16 protein-coding genes are annotated in these 18,457 nt (G+C 73.7%); 2 read left to right on the forward strand and 14 right to left on the reverse strand.

What is annotated here, in order from left to right:
* Positions 1 to 59: 59 nt before the first annotated feature.
* The 14 genes from D7193_RS04925 to ftsY all read right to left on the reverse strand — a co-directional run bounded on the left by D7193_RS04925 (position 60) and on the right by ftsY (position 16,022).
* Positions 60 to 728, reverse strand: a complete 669-nt coding sequence (locus tag D7193_RS04925) for a ribonuclease FAU-1 family protein (protein ID WP_120778133.1) — start codon at positions 726 to 728, stop codon at positions 60 to 62.
* A gap of 1 nt (position 729) precedes the next feature.
* A complete protein-coding gene (proS, locus tag D7193_RS04930; protein ID WP_120778134.1) occupies positions 730 to 2,136 on the reverse strand; it encodes a proline--tRNA ligase in 1,407 nt (468 codons plus the stop codon).
* Positions 2,137 to 2,293: 157 nt separating this feature from the next.
* Positions 2,294 to 3,373, reverse strand: coding sequence for an amidohydrolase family protein (locus D7193_RS04935; protein ID WP_120778135.1), 1,080 nt, complete (start codon positions 3,371 to 3,373; stop codon positions 2,294 to 2,296).
* Positions 3,374 to 3,391: 18 nt separating this feature from the next.
* On the reverse strand, positions 3,392 to 3,970 hold the full coding sequence (locus D7193_RS04940) for a Uma2 family endonuclease (RefSeq protein WP_120778136.1): 579 nt from the start codon (positions 3,968 to 3,970) through the stop codon (positions 3,392 to 3,394).
* Positions 3,971 to 4,038: 68 nt separating this feature from the next.
* Positions 4,039 to 5,577, reverse strand: coding sequence for a signal recognition particle protein (ffh, locus tag D7193_RS04945; protein ID WP_120778137.1), 1,539 nt, complete (start codon positions 5,575 to 5,577; stop codon positions 4,039 to 4,041).
* 274 nt (positions 5,578 to 5,851) lie between these two features.
* The gene (locus D7193_RS04950; RefSeq protein WP_120778138.1) at positions 5,852 to 6,508 is read right to left on the reverse strand and encodes a response regulator transcription factor; all 657 of its coding nucleotides are present in this window, start codon (positions 6,506 to 6,508) and stop codon (positions 5,852 to 5,854) included.
* Positions 6,505 to 7,665, reverse strand: coding sequence for a sensor histidine kinase (locus D7193_RS04955; protein ID WP_241562817.1), 1,161 nt, complete (start codon positions 7,663 to 7,665; stop codon positions 6,505 to 6,507). The genes D7193_RS04950 and D7193_RS04955 overlap by 4 nt, the downstream gene beginning before the upstream one ends.
* Before the next feature lie 35 nt (positions 7,666 to 7,700).
* Entirely contained in the window at positions 7,701 to 8,522 is an 822-nt protein-coding gene (locus tag D7193_RS04960) for an ABC transporter permease (RefSeq protein ID WP_120778139.1), read from the reverse strand.
* Positions 8,512 to 9,414: an ABC transporter ATP-binding protein gene (locus D7193_RS04965; protein WP_120779270.1), complete on the reverse strand. Its 903-nt coding sequence runs from the start codon at positions 9,412 to 9,414 to the stop codon at positions 8,512 to 8,514. The genes D7193_RS04960 and D7193_RS04965 overlap by 11 nt, the downstream gene beginning before the upstream one ends.
* Before the next feature lie 132 nt (positions 9,415 to 9,546).
* Positions 9,547 to 11,937: a [protein-PII] uridylyltransferase gene (locus D7193_RS04970; protein ID WP_120778140.1), complete on the reverse strand. Its 2,391-nt coding sequence runs from the start codon at positions 11,935 to 11,937 to the stop codon at positions 9,547 to 9,549.
* A gap of 9 nt (positions 11,938 to 11,946) precedes the next feature.
* Entirely contained in the window at positions 11,947 to 12,285 is a 339-nt protein-coding gene (locus D7193_RS04975) for a P-II family nitrogen regulator (RefSeq protein WP_174242592.1), read from the reverse strand.
* Positions 12,286 to 12,310: 25 nt separating this feature from the next.
* Positions 12,311 to 13,720: an ammonium transporter gene (locus D7193_RS04980; protein ID WP_120778141.1), complete on the reverse strand. Its 1,410-nt coding sequence runs from the start codon at positions 13,718 to 13,720 to the stop codon at positions 12,311 to 12,313.
* Positions 13,721 to 13,961: 241 nt separating this feature from the next.
* Complete coding sequence (locus D7193_RS04985) at positions 13,962 to 14,825, reverse strand: phosphotransferase (protein WP_174242548.1); 864 nt, start codon at positions 14,823 to 14,825, stop codon at positions 13,962 to 13,964.
* A 6-nt stretch (positions 14,826 to 14,831) separates the two neighbouring features.
* Positions 14,832 to 16,022 (reverse strand): signal recognition particle-docking protein FtsY, encoded by a 1,191-nt coding sequence (ftsY, locus tag D7193_RS04990; RefSeq protein ID WP_120778143.1) that lies wholly within the window; start codon positions 16,020 to 16,022, stop codon positions 14,832 to 14,834.
* A 150-nt stretch (positions 16,023 to 16,172) separates the two neighbouring features.
* Between ftsY and D7193_RS04995 the strand changes: the two genes are divergently transcribed.
* Both D7193_RS04995 and D7193_RS05000 read left to right on the forward strand, forming a co-directional pair.
* Complete coding sequence (locus D7193_RS04995) at positions 16,173 to 17,885, forward strand: alkaline phosphatase D family protein (RefSeq protein ID WP_120778144.1); 1,713 nt, start codon at positions 16,173 to 16,175, stop codon at positions 17,883 to 17,885.
* Between the two features lie 22 nt (positions 17,886 to 17,907).
* Positions 17,908 to 18,345, forward strand: a complete 438-nt coding sequence (locus D7193_RS05000) for a MarR family winged helix-turn-helix transcriptional regulator (RefSeq protein WP_120778145.1) — start codon at positions 17,908 to 17,910, stop codon at positions 18,343 to 18,345.
* Positions 18,346 to 18,457: the final 112 nt, after the last annotated feature.

The following is an 18,457-nucleotide window of genomic DNA, read 5'->3' on the forward strand; positions in this document are numbered from 1 at the left end:
ACACCGGACGGCGCAGCTCACCCACCGACCGGAAAAGTGATCCGCGACACACCTTCCGGTCAGCGTACGGGCGGCCGGTCCCAGCCCGGCGGCAGCGCCTCGGGGACGTCCCAACCGGCCGGCGGCACGAAGTCGCGCCACGTGCCGTCGAACGGGAACTCGCCCGCCTCGGCCTGGGCGATCACCCGCTTGCCCTCGGCGCGTACGGCCGCCTCGTCGGTCACCCAGTAGTGGTCGGGGTACGCGAGCCGCTCGACGAACTCCCCCTCGTCCTTCCACTCCCAGGTCCGGTCCGGCCACACGACCACGTCGAGGTCCTGGTCGACCACGTCGACGCCGGCGAGGTCACCGTCGTCCCAGCGCACGCCCGGCTCCTCGAGGTTCACGTACCAGTTCGCGAACCGGCCGTCCGCGTCCCGGAACCACCAGACCGAGTGGGCCGCCCCGGTGGGCAGGAACTTCAGCACCGGCGGCCCGTTCCAGCGTCCGAACGCCAGCCGGTAGGACGAGGAGATCCACTCGGCGAAGGTGACGGCCCGCATGCCCAGCCCGGCCTCGGTCACCTCGCTGGCGACCGGCGAGTTCCGGGCGACCCACAGCAGCAGGCCCCGGTCGTCGTCGCTCACCACCCGGGCGGTGCGGACCCAGCCGATCCGGCCCCGGCGGACGTTGCGATGGACGACCAGCCGCCCCGGCTCGAACCGCCGAGCGGGAGAGCTCGGCCGCACCTCAGTAGGCGCGCGCGAGGACGGCGACCAGGTCCGGCTCGTCCTCGGAGTCCGGCACCGAGCCGTCGGCCCGGAGCAGGCAGCGTACGGTGACGCCCTGCCCGTTCGCCTCGGCCTCGCCCTCGACGCCCACCGCCGACCAGGGCACCCGGGCCCAGCCGGTCGCGGTCGCCTCGATCGCCTCGGCGAGGGTGGACACCTCGGTGGTGCGCGACTCCCGGAACGCCAACGCCTGGTCGTGCAGCGCCTTCTGGTCGGCCTCCAGCGCGGTCAGCACCGCGGACACCACGTCGGCCACCGGCGTGGGCGCCTTCGACCCGTCGGTGCGCCGCACCACGACCGCGTTGCCGGCGGCCAGGTCCCGCGGGCCGACCTCGACGCGTACCGGATAACCGCGCAGCTCGGCGTCGACGGCCCGGCGGCCGAACGGGGTGTCGGTGCGGTCGTCGAGCGCCACCCGGACACCGGCGTCGCGCAGCGCGTCCCGCAGCTTGGCCGCCGCCTCGCCGACGCCCTCGCCGTCCTTGACCACCATGACGTACGCCTGCACGGGCGCCAGCTTCGGCGGCACCCGCAGGCCGTTGTCGTCGCCGTGGCACATGATCAGGCCACCGAGCATCCGGGTCGACGTGCCCCAGGAGGTGGTCCAGGCGTGCTCCCGGCCGCCCTCGGCGGAGGAGTAGCTGATGTCGAACGCCTTGGCGAAGTTCTGGCCCAGCTCGTGGCTCGTGCCCATCTGCAGCGCCTTGCCGTCGCCCATCATGCCTTCGCACGTGTAGGTGGCCGTCGCGCCCGCGAAGCGCTCCCGGGCGGTCTTGAGGCCCACCACGACCGGGATGCCCAGCACGCTGACCATCAAGTCCTCGTACGCCTCGTGCAGGATGCGCCGCGCGTACGCCCGGGCGTCCTCACGGGTGGCGTGCGCGGTGTGCCCCTCCTGCCAGAGGAACTCGCTGGTCCGCAGGAAGATCCGGGGGCGCAGCTCCCAGCGGACCACGTTGGCCCACTGGTTGAGCAGCAGCGGCAGGTCCCGGTACGAGTCGATCCACTTGGCCATGAACTCGCCGATCACCGTCTCGCTGGTGGGGCGCACCACCACCGGCTCGGCGAGCTGCTTGCCGCCACCGTGGGTGACCACCGCCAGCTCCGGCGAGAAGCCCTCGACGTGCTCGGCCTCGCGCTTGAGGTAGTTCTCCGGGATGAAGAGCGGGAAGTACGCGTTCTCCGCGCCGGCCGCCTTGATCCGGTCGTCCATCTCGGCCTGCATCCGCTCCCAGATGGCGTAGCCGGCCGGTCGGATCACCATGGTCCCCCGGACCGGGCCGTTGTCGGCCAGCTTCGCCTTGGCGATCAGGTCCTGGTACCAGCGGGGGAAGTCCTCCGCACGGGGAGTGAGCACGCGTGCCATGACCGCACATCCTATGCGCCACCGGCCGCGCCACCGCCCCCGGGAGCCCCACCACCGCCCCGCGTCGCCCCCTCACCCGTTGATCATGAAGTTATTGCCCCGACACGCCGAGGTCGAGGGCAATAACTTCATGATCACCGAGGTGAGCCTGGTGGGGTCAGCGGACTACGTGGCCGCGTAGGACGATGCGGGTCGGCGTGCGGACCACGCGCAGGTCGGCCCGCGGGTCCTCCGGGTAGACGACCAGGTCGGCGAGGCCGCCCTCGACCAGGCCGGGGAAGCCGAGCCACTCCCGGGCCCGCCAGGACGCGGCCGCCAGCACGTCCACCGGGGCCATGCCCGCCTCCTCGTGCAGGAGCAGCATCTCCTCGGCGGCCAGCCCGTGGTCGATGCCGCCACCCGCGTCGGTGCCCACGAAGATCGGCACACCGGCCTCGTGGGCGGCCCGGACCACGGTCGGGAAGCGGTCGCGCAGGGCCAGCATGTGGTCGGCGTACCCGGGGAACTTGCCACGCGCCTGGTCGGCGATCCCGCCGAACGTCCGTATATTGATCATCGTGGGCACCAGGGCGGTGCCCTGCCGGGCCATCAGGTCGATCAGGTCGAGGCTCAGGCCGGTGCCGTGCTCGACCGAGTCCACCCCCGCGCGCACCATGATCTCCACGGCGGACTCGGAGAAGGTGTGCACGGCGGCGCGTACGCCCGCGGCGTGCGCGGCCTCGACGGCCGCGGTCATGGTGTCGGCGTCCCAGGCCGGGGCGAGGTCGCCCACCCCCCGGTCGATCCAGTCGCCGACCAGCTTGACCCAGCCGTTCCCCGCCCACGCCTGCGCGGCCACCGTCTCGGCCACCTCGGCGGCGCCGACCTCCACACCGATGTCGCGCAGGTAGCGCTTCGGCGGGGCGACGTGCCGGCCGGCGCGGGCCAGCCGGGGCAGGTCGTCGGCGTCGTCCAGTTCCGGGTACGGGTACGGCGACCCGGCGTCGCGGATGGCGAGCACCCCCGCGTCGCGGTCGACGCGGGCCAGCTCGCGGGCCTCGTCGATCGACGTGATCGGCGCCCCACCCCGGGCGATGCCGATGTGGCAGTGCGCGTCGGTCAGACCGGGCAGCACGTAACCGCCGTGGACGACCGTCTCGGCGCCGGGCACCGGTTCGAAGGTCACCCGGTCGCCGACCAGCCACAGATCGCGGACCTCGTCGTCGGGAAGCAGCACACCGCGCACATGCAGAGCCATGTGCACAGTCCTACCCGATCACCGCGCGTCCGTGTCCACCAGGCCGTTGCGTCGCGCGGCCAGCGCGGGGAGGTCGACCGAGACCTTCCACGGCCGCTCGGTGACGAACAGATCCTCGCTGTGGGCCACCTGCTCGTACTGGCGGTCCGCGCCGAGGGCGTACTCGGTCAGCGCGATCCGTTCCTGCAGCGGGTCCACCACCCAGTACGACCCGATTCCCGCATGGGCGTAGACCTTCGCCTTCTCGTACATGTCGCGGAAGGTGCTGGTCGGGGAGACGACCTCGACGGCGAGCAGCGCGTCCTCGACGGGGACCGGGCTGCGGTTGGCGTGCTCCCGGCGGATCGCCACGACGTCTGGCCGGGGCTCGTTGCGGCGGTCGACCCGCATCGACAGGTCGATGCTGACCAGGAATTCAGCGGGACAGTTGACGCGAAGAGCGAGTAGCAGCCCGACACACAGCTCTTGGTGCACAGCGGTGGGCAACGGCACGATCAACCTTCCGTCGATCAGTTCGTACGGAAGGTCCGTCGGCAGGTCACCGAGGTTGTCGACCGTCCACTCGTGCCGCTCGGGCAGGATCGGTGCCGCGGTCATGACAACCCTTCCAGGGGGCGACATCACCCTAGGTGCGGATGATGTCGCCCGCCGTCACCGACACACGCTCAGGGACGCTTGTCCTTGCCGAGCTTGTTGAAGTCGATCTTCGGCAGCTTGAAGCCCGGCGGGAGGCCCTGGCCGGCGAGGTCGTTCGGGTCCATTCCGGCGGGCAGCTGCGGCATGCCGCCCGGGAAGCCGCCGGGCATCCCCGCCCCGGTACGCGGCCGCCCACCGCCCTTGGTGCCCTTGCGCTTGTTCTTCGGCGACTTGGTGGCCTTGCGGCGGCCACCGGGCAGGCCCATCATGCCGCCCATCTGCTTCATCATCTTCTGCGCGTCGGCGAAGCGGTTGAGCAGCTGATTGACGTCCATGACGGTGACGCCGGAACCGTTGGCGATGCGCGCCCGCCGGGAGCCGTTGATGATCTTCGGGTTGGTGCGCTCGGCCGGAGTCATCGACCGGATGATCGCGGTGACCCGGTCGAAGTGCTTGTCGTCCAGCTCGGCGAGCTGGTCCTTCATCTGCCCCATGCCGGGCATCATCGACAGCACGTTGGCGATCGGGCCCATCCGCCGGACGGCGATGAGCTGGTCGAGGAAGTCCTCCAGGGTGAACTGCTCGCCGCCCATCAGCTTGGCGGTCATCTTCTCCTTCTGATCGGCGTCGAAGGCCTGCTCGGCCTGCTCGATCAGAGTGAGGACGTCGCCCATGCCGAGGATGCGGCTGGCCATCCGGTCGGGGTGGAAGACGTCGAAGTCCTCCAGCTTCTCGCCGGTGGAGGCGAACAGGATCGGCTGCCCGGTGACCTCCCGGACCGACAGCGCGGCGCCACCGCGGGCGTCACCGTCGAGCTTCGAGAGGACCACACCGGTGATGCCGACGCCGTCCCGGAAGGCCTCGGCCGTGCGGACCGCGTCCTGACCGACCATCGCGTCGATGACGAAGATGACCTCGTCCGGGTCGACGGCGTCGCGGATGTCGGCGGCCTGCTGCATCATCTCGGCGTCGATGCCCAGCCGGCCGGCGGTGTCGACGATGACGATGTCCCGGGCGGCCCGGCGGGCGTGCTCGATCGAGTCCCGCGCCACCTGCACCGGGTCGCCGACGCCGTTGCCGGGCTCCGGCGCGTACACCTCGACGCCGGCCCGACCGCCGAGCACCTGGAGCTGCCCGACGGCGTTCGGGCGCTGGAGGTCGGCGGCGACCAGCATGGGCTGGTGCCCCTGGGCCTTGAGCCAGCGGGCCAGCTTGCCGGCGAGGGTGGTCTTACCGGAACCCTGGAGACCGGCCAGCATGATGACGGTGGGGGGCTGCTTGGCGAACTGGAGCCGCCGCCCCTCGCCACCGAGGACGTTGATCAGCTCCTCGTTGACGATCTTGATGATCTGCTGGGCCGGGTTGAGGGCCTGCGAGACCTCCGCCCCGCGCGCCCGCTCCTTGACGTTGGCGATGAAGCCCTTGACCACCGGCAGCGCGACGTCCGCCTCCAGCAGCGCGAGGCGGATCTCGCGCGCGGTGGCGTCGATGTCGGCGTCGGTGAGCCGGCCCTTGCCGCGGAGCTTGGTGAAGATCCCGGAGAGGCGGTCACTCAAGGTGTCAAACACGCGAACATCCCGTTTGTCAGTGTTTCGGCGGGCACGAGGCGGCCGGATCCCTGGAGTCCGGCCACCGCTAGGGTAGCCCGCCGCCGACACCCACGCTCCGCGCCGGCCAGCCCGCGCCGCGGCGACGCCGCAGACGCCGCACCCCCCATGATCGTGCTACTTCGAGGAAGTAGTGGCATCCGGGGCACGGCGAGGCCCCTACATCCTGGAACGAGCGCGATCTTGCGCGCCGGCAGTCAGGGCAGCCGAAGGCGGGCGCCGTTGAGCCAGACGATCACGACTGGACGAGCCCCGACTGGTACGCGAACACGACCAACTGCGCCCGGTCCCGCGCGGCGAGCTTGACCATGGCCCGGCTGACGTGGGTACGCGCCGTGGCCGGGCTGACCACCAGCCGCTCGGCGATCTCCTCGTTGCTCAACCCCTCGCCCACCAGCCCGACCACCTCGCGTTCCCGCTCGGTGAGCGTGCCGAGCCGGGGGTGCGGGCGGGGCACCCGAGCCGGCCGGGTGGCGAACTCGCGGACCACCCGCCGGGTCACGGAGGGCGAGAGCAGCGCCTCGCCCTCGGCCACCAGCCGGATCGCGCGGAGCAGGTCGGCGGGTCGAGTGTCCTTGGTGAGGAAACCGCTGGCACCGTGGCGCAGGGCGTCGAAGACGTACTCGTCCAGCTCGAACGTGGTCAGCACGACCACCCGGGTGCCGGTCAGCTCCGGATCGGCCACGATCCGGCGGGTCGCCTCGATGCCGTCGACGCCGGGCATCCGGACGTCCATCAGAATCACGTCGGGGCGCTCCCGGCGGGCCAGCTCCACGGCGGCCAGCCCGTCCGCGGCCTCCCCGGCGAGGGTCAGGTCGTCCTCGCTCTCCACGAGGGCGCGCAGCCCGATCCGCACCAGGTCCTGGTCGTCGGCGATCAACACCTTGATCATGGGCGCTCCTCCACGGGCAGCCTCGCGTACACCCGAAAACCGCCGCCCTCGGCGGGTCCGGCGTCGAACGACCCGCCCAGGGCGGAGATCCGCTCCCGCATCCCGGCCAACCCGGAGCCGCCGCCGGCACGGCCCTGCGCGGCCGTGCCTCGGCCGGTGTCGGTCACCTCCACGTCCACCTCCGTCGGGGTGTAGCGGATCCGTACCGCGGCGGTCGCCGGGCCGGCGTGCCGCAGCACGTTGGTCAACGACTCCTGGACGACCCGGTACGCGGCCAGGTCCACGGCCACGGGCAGCGTCACCGGCTCGCCGTCGACGTCCACGGTCACCGGCAGCCCGGTGCCGGCCAGCCGGTCGCGCAGCACCGGGACCTGGGCGAGCCCCGGCGCGGGCGCCCGCTCGGCCGTGCCGTCGCCCCGGCGGACCACCGCCAGCGTGACGCGCAGCTCGTCGAGCGCCTCCTTGCTCGTCCGGCTGATGGCGGCGAGCGCCGTCTCCGCCTGCTCGGGTCGCTTCTCAAGCAGGTGCAGCGCGATCTCGGCCTGCATGTGGATGGCGGCGAGACCGTGGCCGACCACGTCGTGGACCTCCTGGGCCACCCGCAGCCGTTCCCCGTCGGCCAGCTGCCGCGCCTCCTCGGCCCGGTTGCGGGCGGTCGCCTCCCGGGTGAGCCGCACGGTGGTCCCGACCGCGAAGGGCACCACCACCCACGCGGCGGCGGGCATCAGCCCGAGCAGCCCTGGCGGGCGGGCACCGGCGAAGACGTGGACCGTGAGCAGCGCGAGCGCGGCGGCGCCACCGACGGCCGCCGGGCGCAGGGGGCGGTGCACGGCGACCGTGTAGACCGCCACCAGGAACGACACGAGGATCGGCCCGTACGGGTAGAGCAGCAGGTACGCGGTGGTGGTCACGGCGGCCACGGCCAGCGTGGCGAACGGCCAGCGGCGCCGCACCGCGAGCGCCAGCGCGGCGGCCACCACCAGCGCGTACGCCCGCGCGTCGGCGGTGACGCCCCGTTCGGCGGCTGACGGTGCGGTGCCCGCCAGCCCGAAAGCGAGCAGGACGAGGGCCAGGGCGGCGTCGCCGACGCTGTCCCGCCACCCGGGCCGTCGCCGGCGCAACGGCGCCGCACCGTCGGGGAGCCGTAACCGGTCCACGCCACCCCTCCCTCCGCTCGTCACGCGTCCGCCCGTCAGTCGATGTCCCGGCGGCGCAGCAGCGCCGCGCCCACCACCGCGAACGCGACCAGGTATCCGGCCACGACCGTCGCCGCCTGACCGCCACCGACCGTCGCCAGCACCCCGGGGGTGTCCGAGGAGGCGCCGAGCGCGGCGGCCAGCGAGCCGGCGTTGGGGCCTGGCAGGCCCTTCTGGACCTGCGCCACCCAGTCCAGCAGGGGCGCGGCGATGGCGGTGAGCAGATTCTGCACGGCCAGCATCCACACCAGGCCCAACCCGACCGGGAGGGCCACGGCACGCAGCGCGACGGCCAGCACGACACCGAGCATCGCCCACATCGTGGCGATGAGCCACCCCGCGCCGATCCCGGTGAGCAGGTCGCCGAGCCCGGGCCAGTGCACCGGTTGCGCCTCGGCGGCCGCGACGAGAACACTGCTCACCGCTCCGACGCCGAACACGGCCAGCACGACGACCAGGGTCGCCACGGCCAGCGCCAGCAGCTTGCCGGCGTAGACCGCGAGCCGGGACGGCCCCTGCGACAGCACGGTCTTCCAGGTGCCCCATCCGTACTCGCCGCCGACCACGAGCACGCCGAGGATCAGCACGATCGCGCCGAGGAAGACCGGCAGGCCGCCCAGCGAGTTGCCCACCAGCTGGTCGGGCAGCAGCGCCGGCAGCCCGCGCGCCGCGTTCGGGCCGGCCGTGCCGGCCGCGTAGCCGGCGTACGGGAAGACGTACGTGAACAGCACGGCGAGCGCCAGCGCGATGACGAGCAGCAGCCAGGCCGCCGGCCGCCGTACCAGTTTGACCAGTTCCGCTTGGAAGCTACCGGACATCGGCCGTCTCCTTTCCGATCAGTTCGAAGAACACCTGCTCCAGGTCGCGCTCGTGGGGGCGCAGCTCCCGTACGGCCACACCGGCCCGGACGAGTTCGGTGTTCAGCCAGGCCGCCCGGTCCGGCTCGACGGTTAGTTCCAGCGCCCCGTCGACCACCCGCACCCGGTCCGCGCCGAGCAGGTCCCGGGCCCGTTCGGCCGCGCCGTCCAGCGGCTCGGCCAGCACCCGCAGGACGGCCGTGCCGCGCAGGTCGGCCACGCTGCCCTCGGCGATCAGCCGGCCCCGGGACACCACCCCGACGCGGTCGCAGACCTGCTCCACCTCGCCGAGCAGATGGCTGGAGAGGAGCACCGTGCAGCCGGCCGCGCCCAGCCGGCGGATCAGCTGGCGCATGTCGGCCGTACCGGCCGGGTCCAGGCCGTTGGTGGGTTCGTCGAGGATGAGCAGGCGGGGGTCCTTGAGCAGGGCGGCGGCCACCCCGAGCCGCTGCTTCATGCCGAGCGAGTAGCCGGCGTACCGGTCACCGGCCCGGTCGGCGAGGTCGACCAGGTCGAGCACGAGCGGCACCCGCCCGGCCGGGGCGCCGGCGTAGCGGGCGAGCACCCGCAGGTTCTCCCGCCCCGACAGGTAGGGGTAGAAGGCGGGGCCCTCGATCAGCGCGCCGACCTGGGCCAGCTGCCCGGCGCCGGGTGGCCGGCCCAGCAGCCGGACGGTGCCGGCCGTGGGGCGGACGAGGCCGAGCAGCATCCGCAGGGTGGTGGTCTTGCCGGCGCCGTTGGGGCCGAGGAAGCCGTACACCTCGCCGGCCCGCACGGTCAGGTCGAGGTCCCGTACGGCGGTCAGGTCGCCGTACCGCTTGGTGAGTCCTTCGGTCTGCACTGGCAGGTTCATGCCGTCGAGCGTTCCGCGGTACGGGTGCCGGCACGTCGGCCGGCGCGCGGCTTCGCGCGTACGTCCCCGGGCGTAGCCGACGTCCGGGAGGGCCGCCGGGCGGCGCACCCGGGCCGCGCCGGGGACGACCGGTCAGACGGCGCCGAGGACGGCGGCTTCCAGGCGCGCCCGGGTGGCGTCGTCGGGCCAGCGCCCGACCAGGTAGAAGGCGTCGACCACGTCGCCGCCGAGGGTGGCGATGCGGGCGGCGCGGACCTGCGCGCCGGCCTCGTCGAGCGCGCAGGTGACCCGGTAGAGCAGCCCGGCGGCGTCGGCGGCGCGCAGTTCGAGCACGACCGCGTCGGTGGCGGCCTCCCGGTGCCACACGACGCGCGGGGCGGCGGCCTCCCGGCGACCGGCGAGGGCCCGCCCGCGCAGGCGCTGGGTGACGGAGACGTCACCTGCGACGGCCCGTCGCAGGTCGCCGCCGAGCGCGATCGGGTCGGGCGCGAGGCCGTAGCGGGGTTGCACCCGGCACTCCACGAGGGCCCGCCCGTCGACCGTCGAGGCGTCCGCCGAGACCACGTCGAGCCGGTGCAGGGACAGGCAGCCGGCCACCGTGGCGAGCAGCCCCCGGCGGTCCGCGGCGGCGACGGCGACCCGGTCCCCGGTCAGCCGGACGACCGGCAGCGGCTCGGCGAGCAACGCCGGGTCCGGCGTGGGCGGGGCGGGCAGGGCGCCGGTGTGCAGCGCCGTGCGGACCCGCCCGACCAGCTCGGCGACGAGGCGTCCCTTCCAGGACGACCAGGCCGCCGGGCCGGTGGCCGCGGCGTCCGCCCGGACCAGGGCGTGCAGCAGGTCGAGGGTGGCGGGGTCGCCGACCGCCTCGGCGACCCGGGAGATGGTGACCGGGTCGGCGAGGTCGCGGCGGGTGGCCACGTCGGGCAGCAGCAGGTGCAGGCGGACCAACGTGCCGATGAGGGCCACCTCCGGCGCGGGCAGGCCGATCCGGGTCGCCACGGCCTCGGCGACGGGGACGCCCGCCGTGCTGTGGTCGGCCGCACCGTCGCCCGGGTCCCGTCCCCCGGGCGCGCCGTCGCCCGCTTCCCGTCCCCCGGGCAGGGCCTCGGCGTTCGCGGCCGGCAGTCCCTTGCCGATGTCGTGCAGCAGGGCGCCGAGCAGCAGCAGGTCGGGGCGGTCCACCTCGCGGGCGTACCGGCTGGCCTCGCATGCGGTCTGCACGAGGTGCCGGTCGAGGGTGAACCGGTGCACCGGGTTGTGCTGCGGCAGGCTGCGCATCCGGGGCCACTCCGGCAGCCAGCCGTCCACCAGGCCGTACCGGTCGCACGTCTCCCAGGCGGCGACCAGGCCGGGGCCGGCGCCGAGCAGGGTGACGAGCGCGGCCCGGGCCTCGGCCGGCCAGGGCGTGGGCAGCGGTGGGCAGTACGCGGCCAGCCACTCGCAGGTGGCACGGGCGATCGGCAGGCCGGTGGTGGCCGCCGCGGCGGCGACCCGCAGCGACAGAGTCGGGTCGGGCCGGGCGCCGATGGCGGTCCGGGCCAGCACCAGCTCGCCGTCGTGCGCGACCACGTCGCGTGCCACGGGACGGCGTGCGGGGCGGGCGCTGCCGGTCCGGGACCGGCCGGCTCGCAGCCGCTCGGCGGCGCGGAACGCGTCGTCCAGCGCGTGGCTGACCGTGCGGGCGTCGCCGGCCACCCGGCGCAGCAGGACGTCCCCGTCGTGCCCGTTGCCCGGCGCGCCGGTGGGCTGGGGTTGCCGCAGCCCGAGCCGCGCGGCCACGGCGTCGCGCTCCTGGGCGAGCAGCCGGTCGACCCGGCGGCCGGCCTGCTCGTGCAGGGCGTCCCGGACGTCGAGCAGCCGTACGTGGGCGGCGCGCACGGCGGGACGCAGCGCGTCGGTGACGCCGGCGGTCGCCACGGCCCGGAGGATGCCCACGTCGCGCAGGCCGCCGGCGGCCTCCTTGACGTCCCCTTCCAGCAGGAAGGCCAGTTCGCCGTGGGCCTGCCAGCGGGCGGCGGTGATCTCGCGCAGGTGCGGGAGCCGGCGTACGGCGGTGCGCCGCCAGTGGTCGACGGCGGTGCGGATCAGCGTGTCGGCGAGCGCCGCGTCGCCGGCCACCAGCCGGGCGTCGAGCAGCCCGAGGGCCACCTTGACGTCGTCCTGGGCAACCGAGAGGGCCTCGGCCACGGTACGGACGGAGTGGTCCAGCCGCAGGCCGGCGTCCCAGACCGGGTACCAGAGCGAGGCGGCCAGGTCGTCGATGCCGGGCACCCCGGCGTGCAGCAGCACCAGGTCGAGGTCGCCGTGCGGAGCGCACTGCCGGCGGCCGAGCCCGCCGACGGCGACGAGCGCCACGCCCGGACGGCTCGGCAGCAGCGGGGCGAGGAACGCGTCGTACGCGTCGGCCCGCCGCCGCCGCGGCGCCTCGCCGATGCCGGGCGGGGCGACGACCCCGCCGACCGGGCGGTCCACGTCAGCGGGAGCGGGGGTTCCCGACGCGGCCCGCGCGGTCGACGAGGTCATCGCGGCTTCCTACAGGGCGTCGAGGCCGCGCTCGCCGGTGCGGACGCGGACGACCTCGTCGACGGAGGTCACCCAGACCTTCCCGTCACCGATCTTGCCGGTGCGGGCCGCGCCCACGATCGCGTCGACGATCTTCTCGACGTCGATCTCGTCGGTGAGCACCTCGACCCGGATCTTCGGCAGGAACTCGACCGTGTACTCGGCACCCCGGTAGACCTCGGTGTGCCCCTTCTGCCGCCCGTACCCCTGGACCTCGCTGACGGTCAACCCGGCCACGCCGAGGGCGTGCAGGGCTTCCTTCACGGCGTCCAGCTGGTAGGGCTTGATGACAGCGGTCACCAGCTTCATGTCCAACCCCTCCATCGGAGAAACGTTAACCGGCGACCTTCTCGCCGACCGGCTCGGCGGGCTCGCCGGCCGGCTTGGTGCCACCCGCCGGGGCCCCCGCGGCCGACCCGATGCCGGCCATCGCGAACGCGCCACCGCTGCCGCCGGCCGGGGAGAGGTCGTAGCCGCTCTCGGCGTGCTCGGCGATGTCGATGCCACCGACCTCGGCCTCGGAGCGGACCCGGAAGCCCATCGTCTTCTCGATGGCGAAGGCGATCAGCCAGGCCACGCCGAAGGACCAGACGCTCACGATGAGACCGGCGAGCGCCTGCCGGCCGAGCTGGGTCAGCCCACCGCCGTAGAAGAGGCCGTCGGAGGCGCCGACCACGTCGGTGATCGCGGAGTTCACCGAGTTGGTGGCGAACAGGCCCAGCCAGAGCGAGCCGATCCAGCCGCCCACGAAGTGCACGCCGACCACGTCGAGGGAGTCGTCGTACCCCAGCCGGTACTTGAGGCCGACCGCGAACGCGCAGACCGCCCCGGCGACCAGGCCCAGCAGCACCGACGCCCAGGGCGCGATGAAGCCGCAGGCGGGCGTGATGGCGACCAGGCCGGCGACGGCGCCGGACGAGGCGCCGACCATGGTCGGCTTCCGGTCCTTGATCCACTCGACCACGATCCAGCCGAGCACCGCGGCAGCGGTGGCCAGCTGGGTGTTGATGAAGGCGAGCGCGGCGACCGAGTCGACGGTGAGTTCGGAGCCGGCGTTGAACCCGAACCAGCCGAACCAGAGCAGGCCGGCGCCGAGCGCGACGAGCGGGATGTTGTGCGGCTTCATGCCCTCGCGGGGCCAGCCCAGCCGCTTGCCGAGCACCAGGGCGACGGCCAGGGCCGCGGCGCCGGCGTTGATGTGCACGGCGGTGCCGCCGGCGAAGTCCAGCGCGTGGATGTCGCCGCCGATGATGCCGCCGCCCCAGACCCAGTGGGCGACCGGGAAGTACACCAGGGTGGCCCAGCCGAAGGCGAACAGCAGCCAGCCGGCGATCCGGGCCCGGTCGGCGACGGCGCCGCTGATCAGCGCGACGGTGATCACCGCGAAGACCATCTGGAACGCCATGAACACGTACAGCGGGACGCCGATCCCGCTCGGGTTGTCGGCGGTCGCGCCCCACAGGTCGGTCTCGGCGAGGAACGTCTTGGTGCCGAGATACGCGGCTGGGTCGCCCCAGAACCCGTTCACATCGCTGCCGAAGGCGATGCTGAAGCCGTAGAACCACCACAGTACGGAGATGAGCCCGATCGCGGTGAAGCTCATCATCATCATGTTGAGCACGCCCTTGGCCCGGTTGAGGCCGCCGTAGAACAGCGCCAGTCCGGGCGTCATGAGCAACACGAGCGCAGTCGACACCAGCAGCCAGACGGTGTTGCCGGAGTCGATCGTCGGTGCATCAGGCACGCTGGCCTCCTCTAGGTGAAGTTCCCTCCTTCGCGGCTTCCGGGGCAGCGTCGCCCGTACGCCGGCTGCGGGAAGCCTCGTCGCCGGCTGTTTCACCCAGAGACCCCGGCCGGTTTCCGTTCCGTGACGGGTTGTTTCGGACGTGTGAAGGACGACACGCGGACAGGCGTATGGACGGCGGTGGATCAGCCGGACGGCGGCCGTCGATGGACGACCGGCCGGCATGATCCACCGCCGTGGGTCAGCGGAGCGCGTTCTCCAGGGCGTGCCGCTCGTAGTCGAGCAGGCGCAGGTCCCGCATGGGCCGGCGCAGGTGGCCCTTGTGCACGATCCGGACGAACGCCGGGTCGCCGGCGGCGGCCATCCGGCGGATCCCCTCCACGTGGTCCACGATCCGCTTGCGGATGGTGCGGATCAGCCGGTGCCGGTCCCGCGGGATCAGCCCGTACGCGTCGGCGAAGAGGCGCAGCCGGCGCGGCCGGTCGGGGTGCTTCCAGCCGAGGGTGATCGAGTCCCGGTCGGAGAAGATCGGCACCCACGTCCACGCCGCGTACGCCACGTCGTAGATCCGCGCGCCGGGCGAGGCGAGGTCGAAGTCGATCAGCCCGAGGGTGCCGTCCGGCCGCCAGATGACGTTGTGGGGCGCCGCGTCGTGGTGGCAGATCACCTCGGTGTCCGGCGGCGGCGGCCCGAACGACCGCCACACGGCGTTCGGCGGCGGGACGAAGCCGTACTGCGCGTCGTGGAACATGCGCAGCATCGTGGCGACGGTCACCAGCGCCTCGTCGGTCACCCAGTGCGGGGCCAGCGGGTACTCCCCGCACTCCCCCTCCAGGTACGACAGGACCTCCCGGTTGCGCTCGTCCATCCCCAACGCGCGGGGGGCGCCGGTGAACCCGACGTACTCCAGGTGGCGCAGCAGGGCGTGCACCGAGGGGGTCCACGGGCCGGCGTTGCGCCGGACCGTGTCACCGACCCGGACGACGGTGCTCACGTTGCCGCCGTGCAGCGGGATCTCCTGCGAGGTCACGTACGGTCTCCCCAGGCGCTGCGAGGGGTGGCTCGGGTCGCGCCAGCCCGCGTACGCGCGATCGTCAGTGCTCACCCGAGACTACGCGTCCCGTGCCGCGGTCTCGGTACCCAGAAGCGCGTCGACGAACTGGGCCGGGTCGAACGGCGCCAGGTCGTCCGGCCCCTCGCCGAGGCCGACGAGCTTCACCGGGATGCCGAGCTTGCGCTGTACCGCGATCACGATGCCGCCCTTGGCGGTGCCGTCGAGCTTGGTGAGCACCACGCCGGTGACGTTGACGACCTCGGTGAACACCCGGGCCTGCTCCAGCCCGTTCTGGCCGGTGGTGGCGTCCAGGATCAGGATGGTCTCGTCGATCGGGCCGTGCTTCTCCACCACCCGCTTGACCTTGCCGAGCTCGTCCATGAGGCCGACCTTGTTCTGGAGGCGGCCGGCGGTGTCGATCAGCACGGTGTCCACGCCGGTGTCGATGCCCCGCCGCACGGCGTCGAAGGCGACGCTCGCCGGGTCGGCGCCCTCCGGGCCGCGCACCGTCTCGGCGCCCACGCGGCTCCCCCAGGTCTCCAGCTGGTCGGCCGCCGCGGCGCGGAACGTGTCGGCCGCGCCCAGGAGCACGCTGCGCCCGTCGGCGACCAGCACCCGGGCGATCTTGCCGCAGGTGGTGGTCTTGCCGGCGCCGTTCACCCCGACCACCAGCAGCACGGCCGGGACGCCCTCCGCGCCGGCGGTCTTCAGCGAGCGGTCCATGGTCGGGTCGAGCGCGTTGACCAGCTCGGCCGCGAGCAGCGCCTGCAGCTCACCGGCGGTGCGGGTGCCCAGCACGCGGGTGCGCTCGCGCAACCGGTCGACGATCTCCCGGGTGGCGTCGACGCCCACGTCGGCGGTGATCAGGCTGTCCTCGATCTCCTCCCAGGTGTCCTCGTCGAGGCGGTCCCGGCTGAGCAGCCCGAGCAGGCCCTTGCCGAAGACGTTCTGGGAGCGGGACAGCCGAGTGCGCAGCCGCACCAGCCGGCCGGCGGTCGGCTCCGGCACCTCCAGCACCGGCGCCGGGGCCTCCACCACGGGCGGCGGCTCGACGAGCACGCCCGTCGAGAGTTCCGCCTCGGGCGCCTCGACCGGCGGGCCGGCCAGGTCCTCCTCCGCCCGTGTCTCGACCTCCGTCGTCGGTAGCGGTGGCTCCGGGCGGCGGCGCAGGCGCGGCACGACCAGCCCGAGCGTGCCGAGGATCAGCACGCCGAGCAGGGCGAGTGCGATGAGGAGGTAATCCGTCATGCCGAAATCCTGTCAGATGCCGGCGCGAACGTCCCAGCCACGGCACCCCGGAACACGTCCGGAGACGACGGTAGGCTCGGTCACAGCCAGCAGTGGTGCGACCGCCGGCCGGGTAGTAAAGATGAAGTCCGCTCATCCCGGAGGTTCGCCATGCCCGCCGCACACCTGCTCATCGGCCCGCTGTTGCGCCGGGTCGTCGGGACGCGGGCCACCGTCTGGGTCGAAACGGCCGCGCCCGCCGTGGTCACCGTCCGTACCGCCGTCGGCGCCACCGGCACCGCGCCCACCTTCACGGCGTACGACCACCACTACGCCCTCGTGGTCGTGGAGGGCCTGGAGCCGGACAGCGCCACGACGTACGAGGTGCTCGTCGACGGCGAGGTGGTGTGGCCGGTGCCCCGCTCCGGCTTCCCCCCGAGCGTGATCCGCACCCGCGCCGCCGACGACCGCGACCAGCCCGTACGGCTGATCTTCGGCTCCTGCCGGGAGACCACCCAGCACGCCACGGCCCGCAAGCTGCCCCCGGACGCGCTCGACGCGTACGCCCGGCGGCTCATCGCCGACCCCGACCCGGCCGCGCTGCCCGACCTGCTGGTGCTGCTCGGTGACCAGGTCTACGCGGACGTCACCTCCCCCACGGTCCGCCGGCTGCTGCGCCGGCGCCGGCGCCGGCCGCGTGGCGCGCCGGCCGACCAGGTGGTGAGCTTCGACGAGTACACGAAGCTCTACCTCGAGTCGTGGCGCGACCCGGAGATCCGCTGGCTGCTCTCCACCGTGCCGAGCGTGATGATCTTCGACGACCACGAGATCATCGACGACTGGAACACCTCCGCCTCGTGGCGCGACGACGCCCGCCGCCAGCCCTGGTGGGCCGAGCGGATCGGCAGCGGCCTCGCCTCGTACTGGGTCTACCAGCACCTGGGCAACCTCACCCCGGACGAGATCGCCACCGACCCGGTCTTCGCGAAGGTCAGCGCCGCCGAGGACGCCACCGGCGTGCTGCGGGAGTTCGGGCAGCGGGTCGACCAGGAGTCCGACCTCGCCCACGACACCGAGCGCTGGCGGGCCGTGCAGTACCAGTGGAGCTACGCGCTGGATCTCGGCCGGACCCGGCTCGTCATGCTGGACAACCGGTGCAGCCGGGTGCTCGAGCCCGGCAACCGGGCCATGCTGCCCCCGGGCGAGTGGTCCTGGTTCCTCGACCAGGTGCACGGCGTCTACGACCACCTGGTGGTCGGCGCCTCGCTGCCCTGGCTGCTGCCGCCCGGCATCCACCACGTGGAGGCGTGGAACGAGAAGCTGGCGGACTCCCCGCGCCCGTGGGTCGGCCGGATCTCCGAGAAGCTGCGCCGGGCGCTCGACCTGGAGCACTGGGCGGCGTTCCGCCGCTCGTTCGAGGGGCTCGGCGCCACGTTCGCCCGCATCGGCAGCGGCACGCCGGGGACGCCGGGCGACCGGGTGGGCGCCGGTCCGGCGTACGCCCCGCCCGCGTCGATCAGCGTGCTCTCCGGTGACGTGCACCACTCGTACGTGGCCCGGGCGCGCTTCGACGACCCCGCGGTGACCACGCCGGTGCACCAGCTCACCTGCTCGCCGATCCACAACCAGGTTCCGGCCGGGATGCGCCCGCTGATGCGGCTCGGCTGGTCACCCGGCCCGGCGGGCGCCACCTGGGCGCTGGCGCGCTCGGCCGGGGTGCGCCGCCCCGGCGTGCGCTGGCGCAAGCTGGCCGGCCCGTACTTCGGCAACGCGGTGGCCACGCTCGTGCACCGGGGCCGGAAGGCGGAGGTGACCGTCGAGGGCACCACGGGGGACGGGCACCTCCGGCCGGTGATGCGGCAGCGGCTGACCGACGGTTCCTGACGCGGACCGTACCCTCTACGGCGTGGACGAGCAGGCGGAGACGCTGCGCGAGGTCGAGCACGAGTTGACCGCGCTGTTGCGGCGCGGGCGGGCGGTTTCCTGGGAGGTCGCCCGTGAGGTGCACCCGAACCTGGAGCCGAACGCGTACGGGCTGCTGCTCTGGCTGCGCCGCTACGAGTCGGTCCGGCTGACCGACCTGGCCGCCCGGCTGGGCATCGGCAAGGGCACCCTGAGCCGGCAGATCCGCGCGCTGGAGGCGCTCGGCCTGGTGCGCCGGGCGCCGGACCCGAGCGACCGGCGCGCCTCCCAGCTGAGTCTCACCGAGGAGGGGCAGCAGCGGTTCGACGCGGCGCGGGCGGCCCGGCTGGGGCACATCCGGCGGGTGCTGGAGAGCTGGCCGGCCCACGACGTCGCCGAGTTCGGCCGGTTGCTGGCCCGGTTCAACGACGCCTGGTCCTGACGGCTGGTCCGGGCGCCAGGCGGCGGGCGGCGGCGCCCGCCGGGGGCGCTGACGGGGCGGAATATCCGGGACGTCCGGTTAGTTGTTGCTTCAGGCAACCAACCCGTACGGT

The sequence above is a fragment of the Micromonospora costi genome (genome assembly GCF_003626655.1).
GTDB classification, from domain to species: Bacteria; Actinomycetota; Actinomycetes; order Mycobacteriales; family Micromonosporaceae; genus Micromonospora; species Micromonospora costi.

Excerpts from the sequence above, each read along its gene's own strand:
- D7193_RS04950 (WP_120778138.1), bottom strand. The coding sequence starts at position 6,508 with ATGATCAAGGTGTTGATCGCCGACGACCAGGACCTGGTGCGGATCGGG.
- D7193_RS04995 (WP_120778144.1), top strand. The coding sequence starts at position 16,173 with ATGCCCGCCGCACACCTGCTCATCGGCCCGCTGTTGCGCCGGGTCGTC.
- D7193_RS04935 (WP_120778135.1), bottom strand. The coding sequence starts at position 3,373 with ATGGCTCTGCATGTGCGCGGTGTGCTGCTTCCCGACGACGAGGTCCGC.
- proS (WP_120778134.1), bottom strand. The coding sequence starts at position 2,136 with ATGGCACGCGTGCTCACTCCCCGTGCGGAGGACTTCCCCCGCTGGTAC.
- D7193_RS04970 (WP_120778140.1), bottom strand. The coding sequence starts at position 11,937 with ATGACCTCGTCGACCGCGCGGGCCGCGTCGGGAACCCCCGCTCCCGCT.
- ftsY (WP_120778143.1), bottom strand. The coding sequence starts at position 16,022 with ATGACGGATTACCTCCTCATCGCACTCGCCCTGCTCGGCGTGCTGATC.
- D7193_RS04975 (WP_174242592.1), bottom strand. The coding sequence starts at position 12,285 with ATGAAGCTGGTGACCGCTGTCATCAAGCCCTACCAGCTGGACGCCGTG.
- D7193_RS04940 (WP_120778136.1), bottom strand. The coding sequence starts at position 3,970 with ATGACCGCGGCACCGATCCTGCCCGAGCGGCACGAGTGGACGGTCGAC.
- D7193_RS04965 (WP_120779270.1), bottom strand. The coding sequence starts at position 9,414 with ATGAACCTGCCAGTGCAGACCGAAGGACTCACCAAGCGGTACGGCGAC.
- D7193_RS04960 (WP_120778139.1), bottom strand. The coding sequence starts at position 8,522 with ATGTCCGGTAGCTTCCAAGCGGAACTGGTCAAACTGGTACGGCGGCCG.